Below are 25,117 nucleotides of genomic sequence, written 5' to 3' on the forward strand. Positions count from 1 at the left end.
GTTTGCTTGGCGGCAATAGCGAGTGGGAACCACCTGAATCCATCCCGAACTCAGAAGTGAAACCACTTAGCGCCGATGGTAGTGTGGGGCTTCCCCATGTGAGAGTAGGTCACCGCCAAGCGCCAAACAAAACCCGATTGCTGAAAAGCAGTCGGGTTTTTTTATGTCTGCAAAAAAGTGATTTAAGAAAAAACAGCCACCTGAACCCGTTGCAATCCTCGGATGTCGTCGCTCGCGCCTACGGCTACTACGATGCCAAGCAATGAATTTTAGGTGAATCTTCGGTAGGTTGACACCGAGCGTTAGCGAGCTGCAACTTGACCATGGTGGATTTAAAATCCGTATATAGCTGGGCGGGCATTAAATATAATCTCCAAGCCGACATGTTTTTGAATCTATAGAAGTAAAACTGCTTAGCGCCGATGGCCGCACTAGATTTATTTCCAGAGATGGAATATATGTTGTATAGAGGCAGGATGCCGGTACGACGTTTACTCAAGCATTCCAGCGCCGATTGGTATCTATCGAAAATCACCTGAATCCATCCGCTATTCCCGAATTTAGCAGAAATAAAACCATTTAGCGCCGAGGGTAGTGTGGGGCTTGGCCATGTGAATGTGGTCGCTCTTTGCCATCCATGGCAGCGCGACATTTACACATTTTTGTGTTTCGTCACCGCTAAGCGCCAAAGAGAAAATCACAGATTCGGTAGAGTCTAAATTTTTTATACGCTCAGAAAATAATCACAATATTGATCCTGTAAGTCAGAAAGGGGTGTAAGCGTTTCTTGATAAAATAATAAGATGCAAACAACCTTTTCGATTATTATAAAATCCGCAAACCTATTAGTGCTTCGTCTGGTCAAGTTGCTGATCATACTGAAATAACACGTTTTTCTCTTTAATAATGAGTTTGTTAATGAATACCAGTAAGCTTGATCGCCAAACGGAAATTTGTATTCACAATAAACCACTTAAGGCATTCATTGTTCAAAATGACCTAATTAATTTTGACGAAGGATGGAAAACCTTTTTACCTGGCGGAGTCATGGAAAAGAAAGGCCCCTGCGGTAACAGTCTGTGGAACAATGAACTTTCCCGAGTAGCCAATGACTGTATGGCACTTGGTGGAGCCAGGTCTGATGTATTGCGTTATTACCATCTGATGCTTGATACCTGGATCGTATCGGTAGACCTTGCTCATTCGGCCACTTTTGGTTGTGCTGACCTTGAGTTGGAATACCAGATTGAAGGGCGTACTTATGTAAATAAAGCGTCGCCCAGTCTAGTATCTTCCCTTGGCCTGTCGGGCTTGAGTCGAATTTTTGTGTTGGCAATTTTGTTAAGGCGAACCGATGATTTACGGCGCTTATGTGAATTTGATGAAGACTTTTATATTAAGGCTTCTGACATGTCATCAGACCCTTTTGACATAGCATTACACCGACTACTCAAAGGTGTTGCTTTAGATATCACTAAAGGGGCAAATTCTGATATGCCTAAGCTACTGAGTGAGGTAGTGGAATCTTCTACTGTTGAGTCTTTTGATGGCAATATGATGCGGTTGGAATATTGCCATAGTATTTGGCTACCAATAGCAAAATTGCTAAGTCATATTTATACCAAAGACGGCGAAAAAGCTTTTCAGGATGAGTTACAGGATTCACTGCAACACCATCGAGCGCATTATATGATGGATGAAGACTGCGAATTGATATCTGACAGCTATCGCTCATTACCCTTAATGGCCATGTGCGCTTTAGCTCATGATGTTCGTGGTTATGGTATCGATTGTTCATCTGAGTATTTGGAAGAGTGGTTGGTCAAAGGGAAGTTTTCAGAATAACTAATTCTGATTTGATAAGAAGGTTAGTTGTGTAATTCACATGAAAGAACCCACCAAGGCAAAATGTGTTGTGATCGTACGCCAATTATTTCACCGCGATTGTCTCTTATGCTGTTATCTCCGCTTATTTGACAAAAAGTATTTTTTATTGAATTCAGTTGATTATTTTTGGTCGCTATTTGCAGGTATTTCGATGCTCTCACAATAAAAAAGGAAAGCCGAAGCTTTCCTTTTAATGTTTCAAACACATGCTCAATTAAAAAGATTCTAGTCGCTTAGCCATCGCTTGAATCTCTTCGCTTTGCTGTAGCATTTGTTGGGCATCGTCATTGTTGGTTTCTGCCAAGCGTTGTACTCGATGAACTAATTCATCAAGTTGACGGGCAACCGCTTCTTGTTCTTCAGCAGCTACTGCAATTTGTGATGCTTTAGCGGTAATCTCATTAAAGCTATCAACAGCAGCTTGCACTGCATTGCCTGCCTCTGAGGCTTTAGATCGAGTTTCATCACTTAATTGTTGGCCATTACTCATGGTTTTAACTGCATTAGATGATGCTTGCTGTAAGCGGCCAATAATATCTTCAATTTTGCCTACTGAAGATTGGCTTTCTGCTGCCAGCGATCGAACTTCATCAGCAACAACAGCAAAGCCTCGTCCGGCTTCACCGGCTCTGGCTGCTTCTATTGCAGCATTTAATGCCAAGAGGTTAGTTTGATCAGCAATCGATTTAATAACATCTAAAACTTGGCTGATGTTTTGGCTGTCATTTTCAAGTTCTGCGACCACATTAGCGGTTTGTTTCAGAGTATTTGAAAGCTTATCAATCGCACCTTCAGCCTCATGCAATGACTCTCTGCCATCACCTAAAGTTTCAAAAGTTTTTCGAGTCGTGTGATCGGCTTCGCTAGCATTTTGTGCAACATCTCTGGCGGCAGTATTCAACTGAGTAACACTACTAGCCAACAATGTATTTTCATCATTCAGTTTTTCAGCGCTGCCAGTGAGTTGATGACTTAGTTTGCCGACTTGACCTGCTTGATCAGCCAATTTAACCGATTCACCATGAAGTTGCTGGAACCATTGATTTAATTGTTCACTATATTCATTAACTGCTGAACGTAATGCGCCAATTTCATCATTGCGATGGATCGCTAATTGAATTTGTTGCTGCTTGCCGCCATGGGCTAGGGCTTTAATTTGTGATGCAGTTTCTGAAATTAAGCTGAGAATTCTTGATGTACCGATTACACCAGCAACTAGCATTAGCAACATAGGTATGGCAACCCAAATTAACAGTTGGGACAGCATGCTACCAACCAAGCTTTCTACTTGGCTTTGCGGGACTACGGCAATAACACTCCAATTTACGTTGGGAACATTAATTAAAGTAGCGAGAGATGCCTGACCTGAAAGACGATCGTCAGCATCAATTCTAACCCGCTTTAGTGGCTGGTTTTTACTCGAACCAAGTTGGCTTAAAACCGGTTCAATAGATGGCATTGCACGGATGATTTCCGATTGATTTAGTAATCCACCATTACCAATATCTTGACCGCTAATTGCCAGTAATTGCCCAGTTTGATCGACAATCATTAAATAACCGCCAACTTCTTGCACTGCTTTATCTAGAGCGCTTTTTAATTTAGCTAAAGAAAGGTCAATAGTGCTTACACCCCAGAATGTATTTTCTCTATAGATCGCAACTGAACAGGTAACCATAGTGATTTTTGCTATCGAGTCATAATAAGGTTCAGACCATACACACTTACCTGGTGTTAGGTTTTTTGCGCTGGAATACCAGCTTTCCTGGAAATATGGTGCTGCATCAGAGGCATTAAAATCATCAAGAAATACTAGTTTTCCACCGCCATCACGAGCGAAGAAAAAGCTATGTTTTTCGGAAATAGAATCCCATGCGCGAGGTTCAGGCCAAACACCGCCGCCGCTAATTCCTTGGTCACCATAATTATCGATTAATTGATTTAAAGCGCCTTTCCATAATTGAAAGTCTTTTGGCAGGGTAGAGGCTTCTGATGAGATCGCGCCGGTTAAGGCTTCAATTTGAATGATTCGGCCTTGTAATCTTTCTTGAATGACTTTGCTAGCTGTAGCGACTAAATGTTCTTGCTGTTCAATTAGTTTTGGTTTACTAACCCAGTTGATTACACCAAAAATTACCGAAAAAGTGAGCAGTATGCAGGCGGTTATGCCGAGCCCTATCCTTGTTTTCAAATTCATTGAGGACGCTCCAAAACTGAGTTGTTGATAACCAGATTAATACAGGGGTTAACGGCAGTAGCGGAGATATTGTTAGGATAAACTTGCTAGTAATTGACTAGAGTTAGTTTTTGGATGTGCGGGCAGCTAATTTTTCAGCGCGTTTTTCAAGGCGGCGTCGCGCAAAAAAATCTGAAATGAGCTGGCTGCACTCGGGCGCTAATACGCCACCATCTACTTCGATCTGAAAATTACTGGCAGCACTTTGAAATAAGTTTTCAACACTGCCCGCAGCCCCAGTTTTATACTCATAAGCACCGAAGACTACCCTTGAAACGCGGGCATGAATTAGTGCACCAACGCACATAATGCAAGGCTCCATGGTGACGTAGAGCGTGGTGTTCAAAAGGCGATAGTTTTGTAATTTTTTACCTGCTTGTTGCAGTACTTTGATTTCTGCATGCGCAGTGGGGTCACAGCTGGAGATGGGTTGATTCCAGTTTTCAGCAATAATCTGGTTGTCATCAGAAATCAATACTGCGGCAACAGGCACTTCACCCATCTGGTCAGCGTTTCGCGCCAAAGAAATTACATGGCGCATCCAGTGTTCGTCTTGAGAGGTCATAGTCGGCTTGCTTTTCGGGTTGATTGTTAGTCTAACCTATCTGGATTTACTGCCTACTAGATTTTGGTAATCTCTAGGAACCGGTGCCGAATGGCTTTTATAAAATTGCACCAGTCGAGCTAAGTCTCTAGATTGATCGCCTGTCATATCTCGGGCTGCACCTAGAGTAACGATTTTATTCTGGCGGTCGATGCATACTGGTACTACTGGCACTTTTGCTTCGCATGCAATGTGGTAAAAGCCGGTTTTCCAGTGAGTAGTTTCTGAGCGAGTGCCTTCGGGACAAAGTGCTAATACGAACTTGCGACGATTTTTAAACAAGCAAACTGCGCGTTCAACAAATTTTGTTTTGCTATTACGACGAATAGGAATGCCACCTAACCAGCGGAATAAATACTTGCAAGGGCCTTTGAATAGCGCATATTTGCCTAACCAAAAACCGCCCAATTTAAGTTGGAATGCAACTGCCATCGCAATTGGAAAATCCCAGTTGCTAGTATGGGGCGCAGCAATCAGTACAAACTTAGACTGGGTTGGGGTAATCCCTTCGATTTTCCAGCCAGATATTTTCAGCCCAATCATGCCCAGACTGTAAAGAAGTCGGCAGCAAAGCGGATAATCAAATACTGTTTTATACAAGAGAGTTGCCTGCACAGTGCGCATTTCAGAGGGCGGCCATCTTATTGCGCAGGCAAAGGAATTTAGGTGCGCTGAATCAACTAGCGATCCAGTTCTTTAAACTCACCATCAATAATATTGCCTTGATCTGATCTGTGGGGTGAATCTGTTTGATTGGCTGACGGATTGGTAAATACAGGAGTGGCAATTTTGATTCTAGATTTCATGTAACTGGCTATTTTCTGACGAGTTACTGGTATGACCATCGCAAAACCAATGGCATCAGTGAAAAAGCCAGGTGTTAGCAATAGTGCACCACCAAATGCCAGCATCAGTCCTTCGATCAGCTCATTACCAGGCATTTGCCCGCCAGCTAGTTTTTGTTGGTAACGGGAGAGGATACTGAAACCTTGCTGACGAATTAAATGGATGCCTACCGTGGCAGTTAAAATGACTAACCCAATAGTAGGTAATGCTCCAATTAAAGACCCTACCTGGATCAATAGGAACATCTCAAGTAGAGGGACCAAAATGAAGAAGATAAGCAAACTACGCATGATTTAACCAAACAATAACTATTGAGTGTTAAATAGGGGTGATGCTGGCTTTTTTCAAGTAATAGCCAGCACCTTATATTCGCTAGGCGGTCATTAATGTGGGGGTAAATTCGATTCCTTCTTCAGCAGCTTTTTTTCGTTCTGCAAGCGGCTTATTGGAAGCTTTGTGGTGCAAAGACTTCCAATGGCGCGCCATCAATGATTTTCGTGCCAACTGAGGAGGAGTGTTTGAGAGGCTGCTTCCCGAATAAGATACATTTCCAGCACTATCGATGCGATAGCTTAAATTGCATATTGGTGTTGAAATGATGACTTTATCAGTGATCGAATAAAGCTCTGCGAGTTCAACTTGTTCATTTTTTTCTTGGTAGCTTTGGTCAAGTGCTTGTTTGATGATCTGCTTGAAGTGAGCGATTGGAGTTGCCATATCAATTTCGTCATCTATCCCTAGTTTATCGACTCGCTGTGGCAAAACGATGTCGATTACTTTTTCCCTAGATTTAACCCGAGTTTTTCTACTGCTGGGTTTATGAATGCTGGCTGCTGCGCGTGAAATATGTTCGAGCAAACTTGCATCGTCAGATTCTGAATATTCTAATCGGTTGGTCTCTACTTCTAACTCCTGGACGCCGAAGTGCGGCTTAGTATGCTCGCAAAGATGTACGCTTTGGCCAAGCGTTACAGTGAAACGGTAAATTTCTGCTAATTCAGATAAGCCTTGATTCACTTGTTGCTGATTCGTTGAGGTACTTTCCCAAAGCTGTTTGTTTAGCATTTTTAACAAATCTAGAAATTGCAGAGGATTTTCTAGTTTGCCGGATTTCAAGATGGGTTCAATGATATTTTGATGCATTTCAGGACTCAGTGCATAGCGCTGAATTTGCTCTGATATAGATACGTTATTTTTCACGGGTCGATCCTTCTAAAATAGCCCAAGTAGATTTTGGCTGATAATTAGATATCTCGAAAAAGAAGGCCAAGAAATAGTGAGTAAACTCACATTGAATTTTTTTATCGGTAGTGAAGAATGCTAAATATTGCAGACATAAAAAAAGCGACCCGAAGGTCGCTTTTTAAAGCTATGACGACTACTTCGCTTCCATCAGCGCTTTAGCAGTGTCTAACATACGGCAGGAGAAAGCCCACTCGTTGTCGTACCAGCTCATTACCTTAACCAGACGGCCTTGTACTCGAGTTTGAGTCGCGTCAAAGTTTGAAGAGAATGCGCTGTGATTGAAGTCGATTGAAACTAATGGCTTAGTGTTTACGTGTAACACTTTACCCATGTTGCCCTGACCCATTGCTTTTTCGATGATTGCATTCACTTCTTCAACCGTCGTGTCACGGCCAGAGATGAAGTTCAAGTCAATCAAAGAAACGTTAGCAGTAGGAACACGAACCGCCATACCTGCAAACTTACCTTGCAGCTCTGGTACTACCAGGCCAACCGCTTCTGCAGCGCCGGTTTTGGTAGGGATCATGTTCAGGCCTGCCGCACGTGCACGGTACAAGTCAGTGTGATAAACGTCAGTTAGCACTTGGTCGTTAGTGTAAGCGTGGATGGTGGTCATCACGCCAGACTCAATGCCCAACTCGTCGTTTAATGGCTTGGCGATTGGTGCCAGGCAGTTTGTAGTACAAGACGCGTTAGAGATAACGGTCATGTCTGCAGTTATTTCGCTTTCGTTAACGCCATATACGATGGTCGCGTCAACATTTTGCCCTGGAGCTGAAACGATGACTTTCTTAGCGCCAGCATCGATGTGTGCCTGGCAAGCTTCTTTAGAGCGGAAAATACCGGTACATTCCAGAACAACGTCAACTTCCAGCTCAGCCCATGGCAATAAAGCAGGATCACGTTGAGCGAAGATCTTAACTTCATGACCCGCGATCATCAGTGCGTCGTCAGTCGCAGTTACAGTTTCAGCGAAACGGCCGTGAACGGTGTCATACTGGGTCAGATGCGCATTGGTTTTCGCATCACCCAAATCGTTGATAGCAACGATACGGAATTCTTCTGTGCGGCCGTTTTCATATAAAGAACGCAGTACGTTGCGACCGATACGACCATAACCATTAATTGCAATTTTAATCATTTGGATTTCCACACTCTAAATAACACTAAAGGCACACTCGAAATTTACTTCTTTTGAGGTGCGTATGCGATGACGCAGAACAAGCTGTTGTTTGAAAACGATCATTTCTTAACAAAAATCGTCTTAAACCTTCACTAGGCTCTCACCAAGCGAGCTAACAGCTAATCTAACTTTTCGTAAAGGAAACTATTGTAGGGCCGGGGCTAGCGAATGCAACCCCGGATTCCTACAGGAAATGATGGAGATCAGTTACCGGTTTTTAACTGCTCCCAATACTTTTGATAAATGCTGACCGCATCGCCTACATCCACCTGGAATTCACCTGCTTTGAGAATTTCTGGCGAAGGATAAATGCTCGGATCATTAGCAACTTCCGGAGCAAGTAATTTCATGGTTGCGGTGTTTGGTGTGGCATAACCGACATACTCAGCAATTTGCTTGCTGACCTGAGGGCGCAGTAGGAATTCGATTAATTGATGTGCACCTTTTGGATTTCTAGCATTAGCAGGAATCGCTAGATTATCCATCCATAAAATAACCCCTTCAGATGGATAGATATATTGCAAAGGAAAACCTTCATTCCGTGCAATATAAGATTCACCATTCCAGATCATGCCTAGGTTAACTTCACCTTCTATATATGGAATTCTCGGTGCATCTGAATTAAAGGCGCGAACATTAGGCATTAATTCAGTCAGCTTTTGGTAAGCCTGTTCTATTTGCTTAGGATCTTGGGTGTTGCCTGAGTAGCCCAAAATACTTAATGCCATGTGGAAAACTTCACGCACATCATTATGCAGTAGTACCTGACCTTTGAATTCTGGTCTCCACAGATCTTGCCATGATGTAATGGTTTTTCCATCTAGCTCTTCGTTATTCACCGCCAAGCCGGTGCTACCCCAAAGATAAGGCACGCTATATTGATTGATCGGGTCAAATGGACGATTAAGTAATTCTGTATTGAGATGTTTGAAATTACCTAGCAGTGATTTATCCAATGGCAGTAATAGTTTTTCACTGGCCATTTTGCTTAAAAAATAAGTGGAAGGTACCACTAGGTCATAACTGTTTTTCTTATCCAGTAATTTCAGCTTGGCATACATTGATTCATTGCTGTCATAAGTGGTGTAAACCACTTTTATGCCAGTTTCTTTGGTGAAATCACTTAGGATTTCTTCTGGAATATATTCAGACCAGTTATAGAAATAAACCGTTTCCTGAGCTTGGGCGACCAAACTGGTTCCAAGGGTGATTAGGCCGGCAATCAGGCAGAGGAATTTTTTCATGATAGAGATTTCCTAGATATCCATTGGGATAACACAACTAAAACAAGTGATGACAACAACATAATGGTGGCTAATGCGTTGACTTCTGGTGTCACGCCTAGTCGAACCATCGAGTAAACCCGTAAGGGCAATATTTCATATGAAGGACCTGTGACAAATGAGCTGACAATCACATCGTCCAATGAAAGGGTAAAACTGAGTAACCAAGCAGAAATTAAAGACGGCAATACGAGCGGTAATACAATTTTAATTAAGCTTTGTAGCTCACTAGCGCCTAAATCTTTTGCTGCTTCTAACAGCTGATTATCCATAGTGCTTAGGCGAGAATAAATAGTGATCACAGCATATGGCAAGCAAAATGTAATGTGCGCCAATAGTAGAGAAATAAACCCTAATTGAATGCCGAGCATTAAAAATAAAATAAGCAGTGAGATTGCTAGAACAATATCGGGTGACATCATTAAAACGAACAATAACCCACCGGCAATTTTTTTACCGCGAAATTGATAACGATGCAATGCTGAAGCAATTAAGCTGCCAATGATTACCGCTAAAGTCGCTGAGACAAAGGCGACTACAATCGAGTTGTAAGCTGCGTTGAGTAAGGTTTCGTTACCGAGAAGTTTTTCATACCACTTAAAACTAAGGCCACCCCAGCGATGACTATAGCGAGACTGATTGAATGAATGAACAATCAAAACGCCAATCGGTATATATAATAATAAATAGATAATCGCTAAGTAAGTTTTTTGAAGTTGCTTGATCATAATTGCAACTCCTTATTGCCAACTGCTTTACTGGTTCGATAATAAATATACATCAGTAGTGCCATCAGCAAGGTCAATATTACGCTGATACTGGCACCAAATGGCCAGTTGTTGGCATCAAGAAACTGATTTTTAATTAAATTACCCACTAGTAGATTTTTAGCGCCACCTAATAAGTCTGCGGTATAGAACATGCCCATTGCAGGTAGGAACACCAGCAAACAGCCGGCAATTACCCCTGGCATAGACAAAGGAACGGTAATCCTCCAAAAGCTTTGCCAGCGACTAGCACCTAAATCCCTGGCGGCTTCTAATAGCTGCTGGGGTTGTTTTTCTAAAACGGAATAAAGCGGTAAAATCATAAATGGCAGTAGAATATAAATTAGACCGATAATTACTGCACTTTCAGTGTAAACAAGCCTTAGTGGTGTATCGATAATACCAAGTGTGAGTAGCGACTTATTTAAAATGCCTTTGGTGGCCAAAACAGCTTTGACTGCATAAGTGCGAATCAGTGAATTGGTCCAAAAAGGTAATATCAATAAAAACAGTGCTAAGTTGCGTTTTTTGTGTGGCATGCTGGCTAATATTTGAGCGAATGGATAACCCAAAATCAGACAGAATAAAGTGGTGATTGCTGACATTTTTAATGAATGAGCAAAAACTTCTAGATACAAAGGGTTAAATAATCGTTGGTAGCCATCTAAAGACAGCGGCAAAGCCACAAACTGGTGATTGTCCTGGCTAAGAAAGCTAGTGAGAAGCAGCATCAAGGCAGGTAATAAGGCAAAAATACTCAACCAGATCGCCATCGATGCCAAGCTGATGTGCTTGAACCCTAGGTTAGTATTCATCTGGCAATACCACTTCCCAGCTTTCAACCCAATTGACTAGTACCCTGTCCCCTAACCCATGGTCGAAATCTGGATCATCTTCATTGAAGAATTCACTGGAGAGTAAGGTTTCCCCTGAATCCAGTTTAATCACTGAATCTAGTGTCATACCTTTATAGTTACGTTCAACAATTGTTCCCGCCAGCCCAGGTTGATTATCTTGCCAATCACTAATTCTTAAATCTTCCGGGCGCAATAGCACCTTGATTGAATCACCTGGTTGCAGCTGTTGATTGTCGCAATTTAGCGAACGAATCCAACCATCTACATCGGCTTTTATTCTATTTTCAGATAGTCGACGGATCAGCTTGCCGTTGAAAACGTTTATTTCACCTACAAATCGGGCGACAAACATATTGCGAGGTGTTTCATAAACCTCGCGAGGGGTACCGGATTGTTCAACTGTGCCATTGCGCATCACCAAAACCCGGTCAGACATTGAAAGTGCTTCTTCCTGATCATGGGTAACAAACAGAAAAGTAATACCCAGCTCGCGCTGGATTCTTTTCAGTTCGTTTTGCATCTGTTTACGCAGTTTGTAATCTAGAGCACTTAACGGTTCATCGAGTAGTAGCAAGCGAGGGCGATTAACCACCGCTCGTGCGATTGCGATTCGCTGCTGTTGACCGCCAGATAACTGGTGGGGTTTCCGGTTTGCCAAGTCAGGCAATCGAACCATCTCCAGTGCTTCTTTAACGCGTTGTCGTATCTCTGACTCAGCTACTTTTTGCATCCGCAGGCCAAAAGCAATGTTTTCAAATACCGACATGTGCGGGAACAAGGCATAGCTTTGAAAAACGGTATTGATCGGACGTTGGCTAGCATCGAGCTGAGTGATTTTACGATCTTTAAGCCATATCTCACCCTGATCTGGAGCTTCCAGACCGGCAATCATTCTCAAAATAGTTGTTTTGCCACAGCCAGATGGGCCGAGCAAGGTAATGAATTCACCATCATTGATTGTTAGATCGATTGGATGAACGACTTGTTTACCGTCGAAGTGTTTGCTGACATTCGACAGCTTGATGATGGGAGAGACTTGTTTTTCCATCAACCATAACCACCTGCCAATTACAGTCCATATAGGACTTGGGGGAGAAAAAGAGCGGCGAGAATATCAGAAAAAAACAGGCTTACAAGTAACTTCGGTCAGTTGTTTAGCGCCGCACAGATAAGGAGTTTGATTGGGACGGTTTAGTTAATTGATGGTTTTGTTAAGTCACCTGAAATAGGGTGATTGATTATGAGGGTTTGCTTTTGTCTGTTGTTGCCTTTTCTATTTGGTTTTATTGGCCAAGTTGCTTCGCAAGCTAGGTGTCGCCATTGAATGCTTGCGCTTGTCTGCTGGCTAATTAATAGGGAGGCTAAGCTTCTTCTATAAAAATGTAATTGTTATTAGTCAATATCTGCGCTTAGTAAAACATTCTTAAAAACTCGAGATGTTTTTTTAATTAGATACTTATAAAAACAAAACTAATAAAATAGAGTAAAGCCTTGTTTTTCTACTTAATTGTTTTCATTGTTAATTATTTTATTGGCTATTCTGTCTTGGGTGAAGAAATAAGCGACGAACGATGTTTCAATGGTAAATGTATTAATTTTTTTTTGGTTGGTGTTTTAATTCAGTATGTTACAGTTCTCGAAAATAATGTTTTTTGTCAACTACGTCTCAAGATTTAAGTAATGACGACTAACATTTTTGCGATTAAAGAAATTCTGGCCAAGACTTATTCTCGAATTGAATGACTTGGTAAGCAGACAGGGAGTCTTGGTAGAAAAGTGGGATCTTAATTCCGAGTTTTTGTAAGCAAGATTATCAATGAAGGTGAACAATGAAAACTCAGAATCGAAAAATTATCCTTGCAGCTTCAAGTGCAGTTATATTGTTGAATATGGCAGCGACAACAGCGTATGCGGCAGACGCAGCCACTAATGCATCAACCAATGTTGTCCAAGGAGCTAGCATTAGTACGAATGCATCAACCAATGTTGTCCAAGGAGCTAGCATTAGCACGAATGCTTCAACTTTGGTTACTCATTCTACTACTGTTGGAAATGTCAGTACTTCATTATCTAATGTTAATTCTAATTTGAATACTCAAACGGGTCGTCTTACGAGTGTTAGCACTACTTTGACCATTCAAACTAACAGATTGGATGGTCGAGTAAATGCCGTTAACACTCATGTAAATACCCAAGTAAACCGCTTAGATGGTCGAGTGAACGGCGTTAGCACGACCCTGACCAGTCAAGTAAATCGATTGGATGGCCGAGTGAACGGCGTTAGCACGACCCTGACCAGTCAAGTAAATCGATTGGATGGCCGAGTGGATACAGTCAATACTAGGGTGACTACTGAAGTCAGTCGTCTAGATACTCGTGTTGATATTAACCAGAGTAATATTGCAACCAATGGTGCAAATATCAACCGAAATTATGGTCTGATTCAAGAGAATACCGGTCGAATTGATGCTCTAGAAGTTTATAGCCAAAAAAACCGCGAGCTGTTATTAGATGGCGTTGCTATTTCATCGGCATTCGCCAATATTCCGCAAGCGACGCACGGGCGTAGTTCATTTGGATTCTCATTAGGTAATTACCAGAGTTCGTCTGCTGTTGCTGTTGGCCTGTCAAACAACTATGGCGATTACAATGAGCATACTGTGAAGTTCAGTTTTGGTACTTCGCTTGATAACTCAAATACTGCCGGTGCATTAGGCTATTCTTATCAGTGGTAATGTCTGAACATCCGAATAAACATAAGATTGTACTTAAAGCCAGTCAGCATCGTTGACTGGCTTTTTTAGCATAAGGAGACCGCTAGATGGGGTTTAATATAGGGATCACATTTCGAGATGATGTAGACCAGCACTATGCAATTTTTAGCAATGGCATTTCACAAAACTTAAAATTTCTTTATGATTTATTTGAATTACTAGGGCATAGAGTTTGGTTTTTAACTGGTGGAGAACCTAACGATGCTATGTTTAATTTCCACGGAAAGAAGTATCGAGCAAAAACTACTGCTTCATTATATGAAAAGAAAACTTCTATGGATTTGGTTTTTGAAGCGGGAGTCACTATCGATAAACCCGTTCGAGAACTCATTAAAAATAAAACAAATGCGAAAATTGTTTCATTAAGATTAGGCTGTTCTTTGATTATCGATATGGAACAGTTGTTTTTAAACACAACGCTTCAGCCAGGCTTGCATATTTCCCAGCCTGATGTTTTATGGACAACGCCACACTTAGCATTCGGTAAAAGTTATTTTGCGACACTTTACGATACTGAAGTAAAGGTTTGTCCATATATATGGGAGCCAGATTTTATTGGCCAGCCATTTAAAAACTCTGAAAGACCATCGTGTAAAGATATTTATGTTATGGAACCTAATATTAGTGTGTTAAAAAATGCATTAATTCCAATGTCTATTATTGAGCAAACTTTCCGAAATGATGCCGATAGTTTTGGTCGAGCTACGATTGTAAATGGCGCAGAGTTCCATGCTGATCCTTATTTTTTAGATAATATCGCTGTTAATTTAAAGTCTTCGTGGGCTGAAACGAAAAAAATGTATTTTTCTACTCGTTGTACTTTTGATGAAGCTTTCCAAAGACCGGACGTTTTGTTAGGTCACCAGTGGGGTTGTGAGCTGAATTATCTTTATTGCGAAGCACTGTATAGAGGTGTGCCTTTAGTTCACAACTCTGAAATGATGAAAGAAGTTGGTTATTACTACCCAGAGTTTGAAGTGGGTTTAGGTGCAGGGGCTTGTAGCGAGGCATTAGCAGCAACAGATATTGAATCTGAAGTAGAAAAGAATCATAAATGGTTGCACCGTTTCTCAATTCATAATAAATCGGTGCAAAATACTTATCGTGAATTAATCGCTCAAGTGATTAACAGTTAAAAACATAAGCGACTAACAACTAAAAAAGCCGCGATATAGTTATCTATATCGCGGCTTTTTAATATTCTAAAGATCTACTTGATTAATGCTGACTGTAAGGGTTTTTCTAGAATAGTGTCTTGCCAAGATTGGGCAAAGCTTTCCAGTTGTTTCCAGTCGGTATAGCAATAATCTTGTGAGGTATCAGTATCGCCTTTGGTCAGCCACATAATGAAGCGAATCATCATTTTGTCGTACCAAGTGTACTTTGAGTAATATAAAGCACCGGCAACCGACAGTGCTGATGTGGCCCGCCAATTAGCTTTGTCGAGAAACTTGGTGATGTATTTTTGGCTAGTTTTTTTGCCTTTCTCACCCTTACGAGCTGTTAAGCAGACTGAGCAAAAAATACTATGCATCGTATTTAAGCGGTGATGTTGTCGCTTAGCAAAAACTGCTGCAGGCGATAAATGAAACCCGTAACGAATTGGCGCACAGATAAAGACGCTATCGTAATTTTCTAGCCGGAACTCTTCACTACCATCTTTCAGCTCGGCGACATCTACCTGAACCTGGGCAAGGCTTTGCAGATGCTGTGAAACATGACGTGAGATTTTACCGCTATGCCCGTCGTAGCTGGCATAGATCAAAAGTAGTTTTTTCATCTGAGTATCTGTCACGGGAATCTTTATTTTAGAGTAACCTTAAACAAATTATGGCTTTTGACCAGCGTCAGGTTTCACTGGAGCCTTTATAGTGGTTAATCCTAATTGTTGCTTCAGTGAAGCAAATTTATGCTGTTTTTCTTCGCCTTCCAGCGCGATTATGTCTTCTAGCACCGGGTCACCTAATTGAGAGGTATCCAATGCAACAGATTGTTCAGTTGGGCTGCTATCTAGTGAGGTACTTTCGATCGGTACCGCAGCGTCTGGCATTTGTCGATGGAGAATAAAGCCTTCCATTTCATCAATCGCATCGAGAATACCCTGAAGCTCTGGATTGGTTTCATCCATTTGCTCTAGCTTTTGTTGCAGACTAGAGAGAATTTTTTCCAGTTTTTCGATGGGCGCATTAGCGCCATTTTGTTCTAGCCATTCTCTAGCCGATGCGCCGGTAGTTGCCATATTGGTGTCGATCCTTATTCCGTATTAGGCCTGACGATAGTTTTCAAAGAAATTGCCGATTTTGCCCATGGCTTCGTTCAAATCTTCTTTGCGAGGTAAAAATACCACTCTAAAGTGATCTGGTTCCGGCCAGTTAAAGGCGGTGCCTTCTACTAATAAAATTTGCTGTTCTCTTAGTAAATCCAACACCATCTGCCGGTCATCGCTAACGGCAAATCGATTATCCATTCTCGGAAATAAGTAGAGCGCACCATCAGGTTTAGTACAACTAAGCCCAGGGATGCTGTTGATCATTTCCCAAGCAATTTCACGTTGTTCGTACAACCGCCCCATTGGCAACACCAAGTCATTAACACTCTGATAGCCACCTAATGCAGTTTGAATGGCAAACATGGCTGGCACGTTAGCGCATAAACGCATTGATGTAAGAGTGCTTAGTCCTTCTAAATAGCTTTTGGCTTTGTGGCGTGGGCCGGTCACCATCATCCAGCCGGAACGGAAACCTGCCGCGCGATATGCTTTAGAAAGACCGTTGAAAGTGACAGTTAACAAATCATCTGCCAAAGCGGCCATGCTGTGATGCACTGCGCCGTCATACAAAATTTTGTCGTAAATCTCGTCGGCGAAGACAATTAAATTATGCTTGCGAGCGACTTCTTGCAGTTGTTGCAACACCGCTTTTGGATAGACAGAGCCGGTTGGGTTGTTCGGGTTAATTACCACCAAAGCTTTGGTTTTATCGGTGATTTTAGACTCGATATCTTGAATATCTGGATACCAGTTAGCCGCTTCATCACAACGATAATGTACGGGCTTGCCACCGGCCAAACTGACAGCTGCAGTCCATAGCGGATAGTCCGGTGCTGGCAATAACACTTCATCGCCATTGTTCAGTAACGCTTGAACTGCTACTAAAATTAATTCACTAACACCGTTGCCCAACCAGATGTTATCCAGATCCGCATCTTGTACGCCTTTCTGCTGGTAGTATTGCATTACCGCCTTACGCGCCGCGAAAATACCTTTGGACTCACAATAACCTTGCGCATGCGGCAGGTTACGGATCACGTCCTTGATGATTTCATCTGGAGCGTCAAAGCCAAAGGGCGCCGGGTTACCGATATTCAGCTTGAGGATACGAGTACCTTCGTCTTCCATTCGCTGGGCTTCAGTCATAACCGGTCCGCGTATGTCGTAGCAAACGTCAGACAATTTGTCTGACTGGCGATATTCAAACATCTGGATAAATACACAAAAGAAAAGGGAGCTCATAGTACGACTCTGCCCCGCTAGTCTCAATCGAAACTATCAATAAAAAATCAATTCATAGTGAATCTAGCAAGGCTTTTACGGGTGAAGGCTGTTGTATTTGATGACGACTATGTTGATGTTTCGCTCGAATGCTTATGCAACTTTGCTGCGCTAATATGCGAGCATTATTATTTTCATCAGTTAATAGCTCGCTATTGATGCAGGGTAAATAATGAATATGGGCAGTAATAGGCGGTGCAGCTAACAAGCGAAATAAGTGCTGATGAAATGTATCATCGCCAATAAAAGGTGCAATTTGGTAATCTGCGCTCTGGCCAGTGAAGTATTGAATCAAAATTGGCTGAATCGGTTTTTTGGCGATAATGGCTGAGCTAAAAAGTTTTGGATGAAAATTCAGTACCGATTGACCATCACTGCTAGTGCCTTCAGCATAAATCAAAACAGATTGTTGTCGGTGCAGACTTTCAGCGATTTGTCGGTTAATTGAACGGCTGCAATGTCCTTGGCGATTAATAAACAAAGTGCCGGCCAACGTGGCTAACTTGCCAATTAGTGGCCATTGCCGAACTTCACTTTTTGCCAGAAAAAATACCGATTGCTGACTACCGGTAATGACAATGTCTAACCAGGATATATGGTTAGAAACTACTAGGCTACCCGGCTGCAGAGCCTGACCAAAAGTTTTTACTTTAACGCCAATAATCTTTAGAAAAAGCTGCTGCCAATGTCGCGCTAATTTTAATTGAAGTCGTCGTTGCTGCTGTGGGCATTTTACAATTGCTACATATATCGCCAAGAAATAGCCATAAATTAAAAGAAAAACAATCAACAATAACTTAATTGGAATTGTAGCTTGGATTAATAATCGATTGATCATAAATAACACCTATTTCAGCAGTACATGGCGAGCGAAGTGGTTGAGGTATTTGGCGGGCATGTCATTAATATTCATTAGGATGAAAATATCGGCACAATTAAAATCCGAATCCCAGCAGGGTGCACCAATTGCTTTGGCTCCCATGCGTAAGTAGCTTTTTAATAAAGGTGGTGTTTTGTTTTTTTTATTCGATAAGTTAGAGCAGTCTTCAGCATTGATCAGTTGGGATAGTTGTCGTTCAATATGAAACGGCAGCGGGGTAGCCGGTGAAACACTATAATTATTGGCTGTTTCAGATTGCCCAATGGTACTTTTTTGTAATGTATTGAGCGTGGAATGTAATGCATGGCAATTATCATCTAACGGAATGCTGCAACAGCCGAATAACCACTGATAATCGTGTTCAACTAAGTAACTGGTCAGTGCACTCCACAGCGTGGTTAGTCCTGCACCGGTTCGGTAGTCTGGATGAATGCAAGTTCGCCCCAACTCCATTTTTTTACCCGGCAATGCTTTCACTTCCTGCAAATCAAACTCGTTCTCGGAATAAAAATGGCCAATTTCGATGGCTTGTTGATCATTGATTAAACGGGTGTAGGCAATGATCTTGTTTTGCTGGTCGCAAACCAGCAGGTGATCGCAAATCGTATCAAACTGATCTTTATCTAGCTCAGGGTGATCAAATTGAGCGCCATATTCTTCGCTAAATACTCGGTGCCTTAGCCTTTGTGCTTGCTCGATTAACAGCGGGTCACGGGTAAAAATGGCTGTCAATTGAGTCGCGCTTGATGATGTTTGCGAAAGCGACTTCGCGGGTAATTGCTCGCTAGCATCAACTTGTAGTGTGTTCTGCTGATTGTGTCGCATGGTCTATTCCATATAACAAAGCGTCACAGCAAGGTTGGTTGGCTAATGGGACTTTCCGGTGACAATCAGTTGAAACTTATATGACTGTATTTGGTAAAATGCCGGGTAATTGAATTGTGAGAAGTGTTATGGATCGCCTAGTCAGTGCTTTAGATGCTCTGGAAGCATCAATGAAACAGAAAGATTTGTGGGAAACAGAAATGCCATCTGCTGAAGCGATGGCTAGTACTGCGCCTTTTAGTTGCGACACCATGGGATTTAACCAGTGGCTGCAGTTTATTTTCTTGCCAAAAATTCGTCAGATGATCGAGCAAGGCGAGCCATTGCCCGGTAAATGTGAACTGGCCAGTATGGGGATTCATTTTGTGGGTCAAAAGGGTCTGAAGGATGTCATGCCATTTCTGAAAAGCCTCAAGCAGATTGATAACTGCTTTGAACAAAACCTGCACTAGGAAAATTCAAAATGGTCAAATTTAGTTGCCGCTGAGTAAGGTTTCTTCTGCGGCTTCTATCTGTTCCTGATTTCCAAGTAAAACCACCGTATCAAACCTGTGTAATACCAAGTCAGCCTGCTCAGCGTTAATGCTACGGTTACGGCGGCGAATGGTTTTGATGATCGCGCCGCCGCGCTTCATTTTCTGTTTCACATCGATTAATGGTTTATCAATTGCCCAAGCATTGGCGTCGAGTGTGATGGCGTGTCGCCTTGGTTGTTGGGTTTGCATTTCTAGACGAATACCCGGCAAATAGCCCTGTAATAATTGGTAATCTTGATTGCGGGTTTGGTGAATTAATTCATCAATCACAGTTTGTGAAGTACCTAGTTGCTGCAGCACTCTGTTGGCCAACTGCAAGGTACTTTCATCGCCTTCTCGTAAAATGGAGTTGGCTCCGGCTGCAATTAATTCATCTAGATGACGGCTACGGCGGCAGCGAACCAAGATGGATATCTCAGGTGCTAGACTTCGAGCATGGTTAATCACCTTGCAAGCCAAGCTCCAGTTATCAAAACTGATCACTAATAAACTGGCGCGCTCTATACCGGCTGCTGATAAAATAGCTCGGTGGCTCGCATCGCCATAAACCACGCGTTCACCTGCAGTCAGTGATTCTGAAGTTCGTATCGGGTCTCTGTCGAGTGCCAGCCAGCGAATAGACAGCTGATCTAACAACCGGCCTAGCCCTTGGCCAGAACGCCCAAAGCCACAAATTAAAACATGCTGGCGCATAGTGCTGGCACGAATCACCACTTCTTCGGGAGTTTGTTGGGTATCGAGCTTCCACGGTTGACTGGGTAACTTTTTGGCCAGCCAGTCGGCTTCTCGAATTAAAAATGGCGTAATCAGCATGCTGAAAATCAAACTGGCTAACACTTGCTGTGATAAAGCATCTGGCACCAAATGGTGCTGATCAGCCAGCGCTAAAATTACAAAACCAAATTCTCCACCTTGGGCGACATATAAACCGGCCCTGACAGAGTCGATCATTGAGCTACGAGAAATCATGCTTAAGATCGTTACTAGTCCGGCCTTGCAGACAATAATCGCGGCGGTCAGGCCGATAATGGTCCACGGATGTTCTAGCAAGAAAGGGAAGCTAAGCTTCATGCCGATGGTAATAAAAAACAGCCCGAGCAAAATATCGCGAAAAGGGCGTATTTCAGCTTCGATCTGATGACGGAAGTGAGTTTCACCTAGCATTACACCGGCTAAAAATGCCCCGAGTGCCATTGAAAGGCCAGCCAAACTGGTGATCCAAGCGGTTAATAGCGCAACCAATAAAGCGGCAAGGGCAAACAGTTCATCGGAACCCGTCTGTGCTGCTTCATGAAAAATTCTTGGCAATAACCAACGGCCCACTGTCAGCAGTGCTAAAAAAATCACAGCACCTTTGGCTACTGCCCAGCCAAGTTCACTGGCGAGTTGATCTCCGCTGCCGAGTGTTAATGCCGGGACAATAATCAGAAATGGAATCGCGGCGAGATCTTGAAATAACAAGATTGCAATGGCAGTTTGGCTAGATTGAGTGTGTAGCTTGGCTTGTTGTGATAATTGGCGAGTCACTATAGCGGTTGATGAAAGTGCCATAGCTGCTGAAATAACAAATGCAGCTTGCCAGCTAATACCGAGCCACAAACTAATAAAAAAAACTGAGCCAGTAGAAATAATTACTTGTGCACCGCCGATGCCAAACACTCGATAGCGCAGTGCGTAAAGCTGAGGGATTGAAAATTCCAGACCAAGGGTGAATAGTAAAAGTACCACGCCGAGCTCAGCTATTAATTCGACGCTATGCTGATCATTCACTAATGCTAATGCATGTGGGCCGATTGCCAAACCGACCAAGAGAAAGCCCAATATTGCCGGTAATGCCAGTCGGCTCAACAGTGCAATCACCAACACTGAAGCGGATAACATCACCAAAAATTCTGCAAGAAGATGTTCGCTCATACTGCTTGAGTTTATTAAATCATCCTTCAAGCATAGAGCTAGAATTAGCAGTTCGTCTTATCCATATCTGTTCTATGGTTGAAATTGTTAATTTTGGGCGTATAAAGAGCGAGTTGGGCTGGTAATAGCCATAATTAACGGAGATTCCAGATTGAGTAAGCAAGTTTTGGATTCAATCATAGTAACGCCTGAAGCAATCACCTACCTTGCTGAGCTTTTAGCTAAGCAAAATGTAGAAGGTATGGGGGTCAGAGTTTCTGTCAGCCAAGGTGGTACGCCACAAGCCCAAACCTGTTTTGCCTATTGTCGACCAGGCGAAGAGCAAGAAGCGGATATTAAATTGCCATTTGATGGTTTTATCATGCATCTTGATCAACCAAGCCTGCCTTATTTGAAAGAGGCAAGTGTCGATTATGATTCTGATGAATTAGGTGGTGGCCAGTTAACCATTAAGGCGCCGAATGCCAAGCGTTTTCATATTGATGAAAACAGCTCGGTATCAGATAAGGTGACTTATTTCTTAGTGAATGAAGTCAACCCGTCGCTGGCAGCTCACGGTGGTATGGTTCAACTGATAGAAATGATCGAAGATGACACGGTTGCTATTTTGCAGTTTGGTGGTGGTTGTCAGGGTTGTGGCATGGTCGATGTGACGCTAAAAGATGGTGTCGAAAAAACCTTGCTAGAACGTATTCCTGAGCTGAAAGGCGTTAAGGATATGACTGACCACAGCGTGACTGAAAACGCATTCTATAAGTAGAATTAGTATTGATTGCTGCAGCCAGTGTGCTGGCTATCCGTTAGCTAGTGAACGGCTGTAGTAATTGGTCATCCCACCGATAGTCTACATTCCAATTGTTATAACTCACCGCACGATTTAAGCGACAGCAAGCTTGTTGTTTGGAAAAATCTACCACGGCGTGCGGGTAGTCATTTAAAACTAATACCACGGCATCTTCCTTTTCTGACCAAGCGATTTGTAGCTCTACATCCTGGTCTGGCTTATCAACACCTTCCACATAATAAATGGTCAATGTTTCTAGCAAAGGAGACTCGGTCAGTGAGGAATCCAGCATATGAAGCATGCCTTGGACACCGTCATCTTCAAATATGACGCCCCATCGACCATTGCTGGCTTGTGACTCTACAACCAATTCCTGGCCGACTAAAAAGGTTTCTTCTTCAGTAATGATTGGTGTTGGCATGATGTTCTGAAATGACAAGTCTGTATGGCGGCGGAGTATATACCCAAACTACTTCAAGACGCACACCTTGAAGTAGTTTGGGTATATCAGCAACTCAAAGCGCTACCGTAATTGAGCTGGCTCACTGATATCGCTCAGGATTTTATCTTAGTGAAATTGACCTTGGCTGACCGATTGGTTAGCATGGCAAAATCGAGTCAACGCCTTGACTCATACCCCCTTCGGCCCTGGCTGCTATCCTCGGAACCCGGGCCTTTTTTTTGTCTGCATTTTGTCTAGAATAATTTATTTTTATTTCTTGTAGGAATGTCCTTTCAATTGACTACCGCCAAACCTTAACTTGAGCGAATTCTCCTGGTTGGCACTCAAGCCAGCAATCTTGTTGCTTGGTAAAAACAAATTTATTTCCCAGTAGATAGCCATCTCGACGTTTCCCTAAAACGGTCGCGCTTACCAGTCGTCCTTGCTGCTTTGCAATACAAAACCTATCGGGTGAAATCCGCTGCATATTGCCTCCTGGAGAATGAAGGTTGGTGAGTGACTGCAGGGTGTCAGGTGATTTAGCCTGTCCAGTCTTAGAATAACTTGCTGATTTTTATATTCAACAATTTAACTGTGACCGTTTTGTGGCAAATGGAAGGTAGTTAGGCCTGATAAAACGAGTGAATGTCAGCTATAGCCTTTTATTGACTTGGGTCGGTTGAGCTTGGTGCTTGTGGGCTATATCTATAGTCATAGATTAAATTGAATTTTTTTATTAGGCCGAAACAAGCAGTCTTTGCACTAAATGTTATCTGCTTGGGCTTACCTCAGGAGTAATGAATGTCTCTCAGCCAACTAGTCCCAGAATCCTTTTGGCGCCATTTCGAAGGCTTGTGTCAGATTCCTCGTCCTTCAGGTCATGAAGCACGGGTCAGCGAATGGATTCAGGGGTATGCCGATCGAAAAGGTCTGCAATGCATCAAAGATGAAGCCGGCAACCTGATCATTCGCAAGCCTGCACGTAAAGGTAAAGAGCATATACCAGGTATTGTTTTGCAAGGACACTTAGATATTGTGCCGCAAAAAGAGCCGGACAGCTTGCATGACTTTAAGATGGACCCAATTGAGACTCTGATTGAGGGTGACTGGGTTACGGCTAATGGCACTACTTTAGGTGCCGACAATGGCGCAGGCGTTGCAGCAGCTCTGGCTATTCTGGACGATCCATATTTACAGCACGGTCCTTTGGAAGTGTTGCTAACAGTCAATGAAGAAGATGGCATGGACGGTGCCTTTGGACTCAAGCCAAATCTATTACAAGGTAAATATCTGCTTAACCTAGATTCGGAAGATGAAGGTGAAGTGTATGTCGGTTGTGCCGGCGGTGTTGATGTCACAGTGACTTCCTCGCTGGAGCAGCAACCATTAGCGCCAGAGTTCATTCCGGTTAAATTGAGTGTTAGCGGTTTAAAGGGCGGCCACTCTGGCATCAATATTAATTCTGGTCGTATCAGCGCGATTAAATTAATGGTTCGCTTGTTGCGAAAGCTTCAATCGATTGACTTCCGTTTGGTCAGCATGGATGGCGGTGGTTTACGAAATGCAATTCCATCAACTGCTGATGTGGTGGTTGCTGTAACCGCCAGTAAAGTGGCTGAATTTCAGCAGCTGGTGCAAAGTGTTTTTGCCAGCATTGCCAGTGAGTCTTCGATTAGCGAACCAAACATGCAGCTGCAAGCTGAAATGATTGACCGGGATATCGAACTTTTCGGCTTACATATGGTTGAACAGCGTAAGTTCTTGCAGGTGATGCATGCAGTACAAAATGGTGTGCAACAAATGTCTGATGAAGTAGCTGGCGTTGTCGAAACATCTTCCAATATTGGTATCGTAAAACTGAAAAAAGGTGAGTTGCAAGTTTTCTCGCTGGTTCGCAGTTTGAAAGATAGTGCTCGGCAAAATTTAGCGGAATCGATCGCTGATTGCTTCCGTTTAATGAATGCCGATGTAGCATTTGAAGGTGCTTACCCTGGCTGGCAACCAAGAGTTAGTTCTGGCCTGCTGACTCAATTTCAGGCAGTTCATCAGCGATTATTTAATCAGCCAGCGAAAGTGAAGGTAATCCATGCGGGTTTGGAGTGCGGTATTTTCTCTGCGGCTTATCCGGCAATGGAAATGATCTCGATTGGCCCGACGATTAAATATCCTCACTCACCAGCTGAGAAAATGAGTATTTCTTCAGTGCAGCAATTTTGGACCTTGTTATCAGCCACTTTAGAATCGATAGATCGTTAAAAAATTTAAGTATGTAGTTGAAAGCCGGTCTTATGATCGGCTTTTTTTATTTACAGGTAATGTATTTTGCATGCAGACAGGATGCTGTTGCGACATAGCATTCAGTGATGAATGTTTTAATTTGAAAAAAATAGCCTTTAAAAAATCAATGTTGTTAACTGGTTAGTCGATTCTCGGGGGGAGGGTGCCTAGTCTTAGACCTGTTTGTTTAATTTCGAACTGCCGAGTAGCAACAGCGATTCGTTTTT

Annotated in this window: 24 protein-coding genes and 1 rRNA gene; 7 read left to right on the forward strand and 18 right to left on the reverse strand. The window is 42.7% G+C overall.

Annotated elements, in window-relative coordinates:
• The first annotated feature begins 5 nt into the window (after positions 1–5).
• Positions 6–121: ribosomal RNA gene (rrf, locus tag DC094_RS21430) — 5S ribosomal RNA — on the forward strand.
• A 797-nt stretch (positions 122–918) separates the two neighbouring features.
• The gene (locus DC094_RS21440) at positions 919–1,845 is read left to right on the forward strand and encodes an Imm49 family immunity protein (RefSeq protein ID WP_158527423.1); all 927 of its coding nucleotides are present in this window, start codon (positions 919–921) and stop codon (positions 1,843–1,845) included.
• Positions 1,846–2,101: 256 nt separating this feature from the next.
• On the opposite strand, the gene DC094_RS21445 is transcribed toward DC094_RS21440, so the two are convergent.
• The 10 genes from DC094_RS21445 to potA form a co-directional block, all read right to left on the reverse strand.
• Positions 2,102–4,084 carry a methyl-accepting chemotaxis protein gene (locus tag DC094_RS21445; protein WP_116689177.1) on the reverse strand — a complete coding sequence of 661 codons (1,983 nt, stop codon included), beginning with the start codon at positions 4,082–4,084 and terminating at the stop codon, positions 2,102–2,104.
• 103 nt (positions 4,085–4,187) lie between these two features.
• Positions 4,188–4,688 (reverse strand): tRNA adenosine(34) deaminase TadA, encoded by a 501-nt coding sequence (gene tadA / locus DC094_RS21450; protein ID WP_116689178.1) that lies wholly within the window; start codon positions 4,686–4,688, stop codon positions 4,188–4,190.
• A gap of 36 nt (positions 4,689–4,724) precedes the next feature.
• Positions 4,725–5,327: a 1-acyl-sn-glycerol-3-phosphate acyltransferase gene (locus tag DC094_RS21455; protein WP_158527424.1), complete on the reverse strand. Its 603-nt coding sequence runs from the start codon at positions 5,325–5,327 to the stop codon at positions 4,725–4,727.
• Positions 5,328–5,407: 80 nt separating this feature from the next.
• Complete coding sequence (locus DC094_RS21460) at positions 5,408–5,863, reverse strand: FxsA family protein (protein ID WP_116689180.1); 456 nt, start codon at positions 5,861–5,863, stop codon at positions 5,408–5,410.
• Between the two features lie 82 nt (positions 5,864–5,945).
• Positions 5,946–6,773: a hypothetical protein gene (locus DC094_RS21465; protein WP_116689181.1), complete on the reverse strand. Its 828-nt coding sequence runs from the start codon at positions 6,771–6,773 to the stop codon at positions 5,946–5,948.
• Between the two features lie 178 nt (positions 6,774–6,951).
• Positions 6,952–7,959: a type I glyceraldehyde-3-phosphate dehydrogenase gene (gene gap, locus DC094_RS21470; protein WP_116685388.1), complete on the reverse strand. Its 1,008-nt coding sequence runs from the start codon at positions 7,957–7,959 to the stop codon at positions 6,952–6,954.
• 245 nt (positions 7,960–8,204) lie between these two features.
• Entirely contained in the window at positions 8,205–9,245 is a 1,041-nt protein-coding gene (locus tag DC094_RS21475; protein ID WP_116689182.1) for an extracellular solute-binding protein, read from the reverse strand.
• Positions 9,242–10,012 (reverse strand): spermidine/putrescine ABC transporter permease PotC, encoded by a 771-nt coding sequence (gene potC, locus DC094_RS21480; RefSeq protein WP_116689183.1) that lies wholly within the window; start codon positions 10,010–10,012, stop codon positions 9,242–9,244. The genes DC094_RS21475 and potC overlap by 4 nt, the downstream gene beginning before the upstream one ends.
• Positions 10,009–10,866: a spermidine/putrescine ABC transporter permease PotB gene (potB, locus tag DC094_RS21485; RefSeq protein WP_116689184.1), complete on the reverse strand. Its 858-nt coding sequence runs from the start codon at positions 10,864–10,866 to the stop codon at positions 10,009–10,011. Before potB ends, potC begins: the two co-directional genes overlap by 4 nt.
• Positions 10,856–11,956 (reverse strand): spermidine/putrescine ABC transporter ATP-binding protein PotA, encoded by a 1,101-nt coding sequence (gene potA / locus DC094_RS21490; protein WP_116689185.1) that lies wholly within the window; start codon positions 11,954–11,956, stop codon positions 10,856–10,858. The genes potB and potA overlap by 11 nt, the downstream gene beginning before the upstream one ends.
• A 781-nt stretch (positions 11,957–12,737) precedes the next feature.
• On the opposite strand from potA, the gene DC094_RS21495 reads away from it, so the two are divergent.
• Entirely contained in the window at positions 12,738–13,643 is a 906-nt protein-coding gene (locus DC094_RS21495) for a YadA C-terminal domain-containing protein (protein WP_116689186.1), read from the forward strand.
• Positions 13,644–13,729: 86 nt separating this feature from the next.
• Positions 13,730–14,818, forward strand: a complete 1,089-nt coding sequence (locus DC094_RS21500) for a DUF2827 family protein (RefSeq protein WP_116689187.1) — start codon at positions 13,730–13,732, stop codon at positions 14,816–14,818.
• A 74-nt stretch (positions 14,819–14,892) separates the two neighbouring features.
• Here DC094_RS21500 and hemG read toward each other — a convergent pair whose 3' ends face one another.
• The 5 genes from hemG to DC094_RS21525 are packed head-to-tail and all read right to left on the reverse strand — an operon-like array spanning position 14,893 to position 18,937.
• A complete protein-coding gene (gene hemG / locus DC094_RS21505; protein WP_116689188.1) occupies positions 14,893–15,462 on the reverse strand; it encodes a menaquinone-dependent protoporphyrinogen IX dehydrogenase in 570 nt (189 codons plus the stop codon).
• A 48-nt stretch (positions 15,463–15,510) separates the two neighbouring features.
• On the reverse strand, positions 15,511–15,921 hold the full coding sequence (locus DC094_RS21510) for a hypothetical protein (RefSeq protein ID WP_116689189.1): 411 nt from the start codon (positions 15,919–15,921) through the stop codon (positions 15,511–15,513).
• A 24-nt stretch (positions 15,922–15,945) separates the two neighbouring features.
• Positions 15,946–17,193 (reverse strand): pyridoxal phosphate-dependent aminotransferase, encoded by a 1,248-nt coding sequence (locus DC094_RS21515; protein ID WP_422615596.1) that lies wholly within the window; start codon positions 17,191–17,193, stop codon positions 15,946–15,948.
• A 52-nt stretch (positions 17,194–17,245) separates the two neighbouring features.
• Positions 17,246–18,070, reverse strand: a complete 825-nt coding sequence (locus DC094_RS21520) for a lysophospholipid acyltransferase family protein (protein ID WP_133245657.1) — start codon at positions 18,068–18,070, stop codon at positions 17,246–17,248.
• A 9-nt stretch (positions 18,071–18,079) separates the two neighbouring features.
• The gene (locus tag DC094_RS21525; protein ID WP_116689192.1) at positions 18,080–18,937 is read right to left on the reverse strand and encodes a GNAT family N-acetyltransferase; all 858 of its coding nucleotides are present in this window, start codon (positions 18,935–18,937) and stop codon (positions 18,080–18,082) included.
• Between the two features lie 128 nt (positions 18,938–19,065).
• Between DC094_RS21525 and DC094_RS21530 the strand changes: the two genes are divergently transcribed.
• Entirely contained in the window at positions 19,066–19,389 is a 324-nt protein-coding gene (locus DC094_RS21530) for a YqcC family protein (RefSeq protein WP_116689193.1), read from the forward strand.
• Between the two features lie 21 nt (positions 19,390–19,410).
• Here DC094_RS21530 and DC094_RS21535 read toward each other — a convergent pair whose 3' ends face one another.
• On the reverse strand, positions 19,411–21,387 hold the full coding sequence (locus tag DC094_RS21535) for a monovalent cation:proton antiporter family protein (protein WP_116689194.1): 1,977 nt from the start codon (positions 21,385–21,387) through the stop codon (positions 19,411–19,413).
• A gap of 151 nt (positions 21,388–21,538) precedes the next feature.
• Between DC094_RS21535 and DC094_RS21540 the strand changes: the two genes are divergently transcribed.
• Entirely contained in the window at positions 21,539–22,147 is a 609-nt protein-coding gene (locus tag DC094_RS21540; protein ID WP_241504110.1) for a NifU family protein, read from the forward strand.
• 40 nt (positions 22,148–22,187) lie between these two features.
• On the opposite strand, the gene DC094_RS21545 is transcribed toward DC094_RS21540, so the two are convergent.
• Both DC094_RS21545 and DC094_RS21550 read right to left on the reverse strand, forming a co-directional pair.
• Positions 22,188–22,592: a DUF2251 domain-containing protein gene (locus DC094_RS21545; protein ID WP_116689195.1), complete on the reverse strand. Its 405-nt coding sequence runs from the start codon at positions 22,590–22,592 to the stop codon at positions 22,188–22,190.
• Positions 22,593–22,914: 322 nt separating this feature from the next.
• A complete protein-coding gene (locus DC094_RS21550; RefSeq protein ID WP_116689196.1) occupies positions 22,915–23,100 on the reverse strand; it encodes a hypothetical protein in 186 nt (61 codons plus the stop codon).
• 314 nt (positions 23,101–23,414) lie between these two features.
• Here DC094_RS21550 and DC094_RS21555 point away from each other — a divergent pair, with 314 nt between their 5' ends.
• The gene (locus tag DC094_RS21555) at positions 23,415–24,869 is read left to right on the forward strand and encodes an aminoacyl-histidine dipeptidase (protein WP_116689197.1); all 1,455 of its coding nucleotides are present in this window, start codon (positions 23,415–23,417) and stop codon (positions 24,867–24,869) included.
• Positions 24,870–25,117: the final 248 nt, after the last annotated feature.

The organism is Pelagibaculum spongiae, assembly GCF_003097315.1.
In the GTDB taxonomy this organism is placed as follows: Bacteria; Pseudomonadota; Gammaproteobacteria; order Enterobacterales; family Pelagibaculaceae; genus Pelagibaculum; species Pelagibaculum spongiae.

What these genes read in the sequence shown, in the direction of transcription:
- potC (WP_116689183.1), bottom strand. Translation starts at nt 10,012, where the DNA reads ATGATCAAGCAACTTCAAAAAACTTACTTAGCGATTATCTATTTATTA.
- DC094_RS21545 (WP_116689195.1), bottom strand. Translation starts at nt 22,592, where the DNA reads ATGCCAACACCAATCATTACTGAAGAAGAAACCTTTTTAGTCGGCCAG.
- DC094_RS21495 (WP_116689186.1), top strand. Translation starts at nt 12,738, where the DNA reads ATGAAAACTCAGAATCGAAAAATTATCCTTGCAGCTTCAAGTGCAGTT.
- gap (WP_116685388.1), bottom strand. Translation starts at nt 7,959, where the DNA reads ATGATTAAAATTGCAATTAATGGTTATGGTCGTATCGGTCGCAACGTA.
- DC094_RS21475 (WP_116689182.1), bottom strand. Translation starts at nt 9,245, where the DNA reads ATGAAAAAATTCCTCTGCCTGATTGCCGGCCTAATCACCCTTGGAACC.
- DC094_RS21515 (WP_422615596.1), bottom strand. Translation starts at nt 17,193, where the DNA reads ATGAGCTCCCTTTTCTTTTGTGTATTTATCCAGATGTTTGAATATCGC.
- DC094_RS21550 (WP_116689196.1), bottom strand. Translation starts at nt 23,100, where the DNA reads ATGCAGCGGATTTCACCCGATAGGTTTTGTATTGCAAAGCAGCAAGGA.
- DC094_RS21555 (WP_116689197.1), top strand. Translation starts at nt 23,415, where the DNA reads ATGTCTCTCAGCCAACTAGTCCCAGAATCCTTTTGGCGCCATTTCGAA.
- DC094_RS21500 (WP_116689187.1), top strand. Translation starts at nt 13,730, where the DNA reads ATGGGGTTTAATATAGGGATCACATTTCGAGATGATGTAGACCAGCAC.
- DC094_RS21460 (WP_116689180.1), bottom strand. Translation starts at nt 5,863, where the DNA reads ATGCGTAGTTTGCTTATCTTCTTCATTTTGGTCCCTCTACTTGAGATG.
- potA (WP_116689185.1), bottom strand. Translation starts at nt 11,956, where the DNA reads ATGGAAAAACAAGTCTCTCCCATCATCAAGCTGTCGAATGTCAGCAAA.
- DC094_RS21510 (WP_116689189.1), bottom strand. Translation starts at nt 15,921, where the DNA reads ATGGCAACTACCGGCGCATCGGCTAGAGAATGGCTAGAACAAAATGGC.
- DC094_RS21440 (WP_158527423.1), top strand. Translation starts at nt 919, where the DNA reads ATGAATACCAGTAAGCTTGATCGCCAAACGGAAATTTGTATTCACAAT.
- DC094_RS21525 (WP_116689192.1), bottom strand. Translation starts at nt 18,937, where the DNA reads ATGCGACACAATCAGCAGAACACACTACAAGTTGATGCTAGCGAGCAA.
- DC094_RS21530 (WP_116689193.1), top strand. Translation starts at nt 19,066, where the DNA reads ATGGATCGCCTAGTCAGTGCTTTAGATGCTCTGGAAGCATCAATGAAA.
- hemG (WP_116689188.1), bottom strand. Translation starts at nt 15,462, where the DNA reads ATGAAAAAACTACTTTTGATCTATGCCAGCTACGACGGGCATAGCGGT.
- DC094_RS21445 (WP_116689177.1), bottom strand. Translation starts at nt 4,084, where the DNA reads ATGAATTTGAAAACAAGGATAGGGCTCGGCATAACCGCCTGCATACTG.
- DC094_RS21535 (WP_116689194.1), bottom strand. Translation starts at nt 21,387, where the DNA reads ATGAGCGAACATCTTCTTGCAGAATTTTTGGTGATGTTATCCGCTTCA.
- potB (WP_116689184.1), bottom strand. Translation starts at nt 10,866, where the DNA reads ATGAATACTAACCTAGGGTTCAAGCACATCAGCTTGGCATCGATGGCG.
- DC094_RS21520 (WP_133245657.1), bottom strand. Translation starts at nt 18,070, where the DNA reads ATGATCAATCGATTATTAATCCAAGCTACAATTCCAATTAAGTTATTG.
- tadA (WP_116689178.1), bottom strand. Translation starts at nt 4,688, where the DNA reads ATGACCTCTCAAGACGAACACTGGATGCGCCATGTAATTTCTTTGGCG.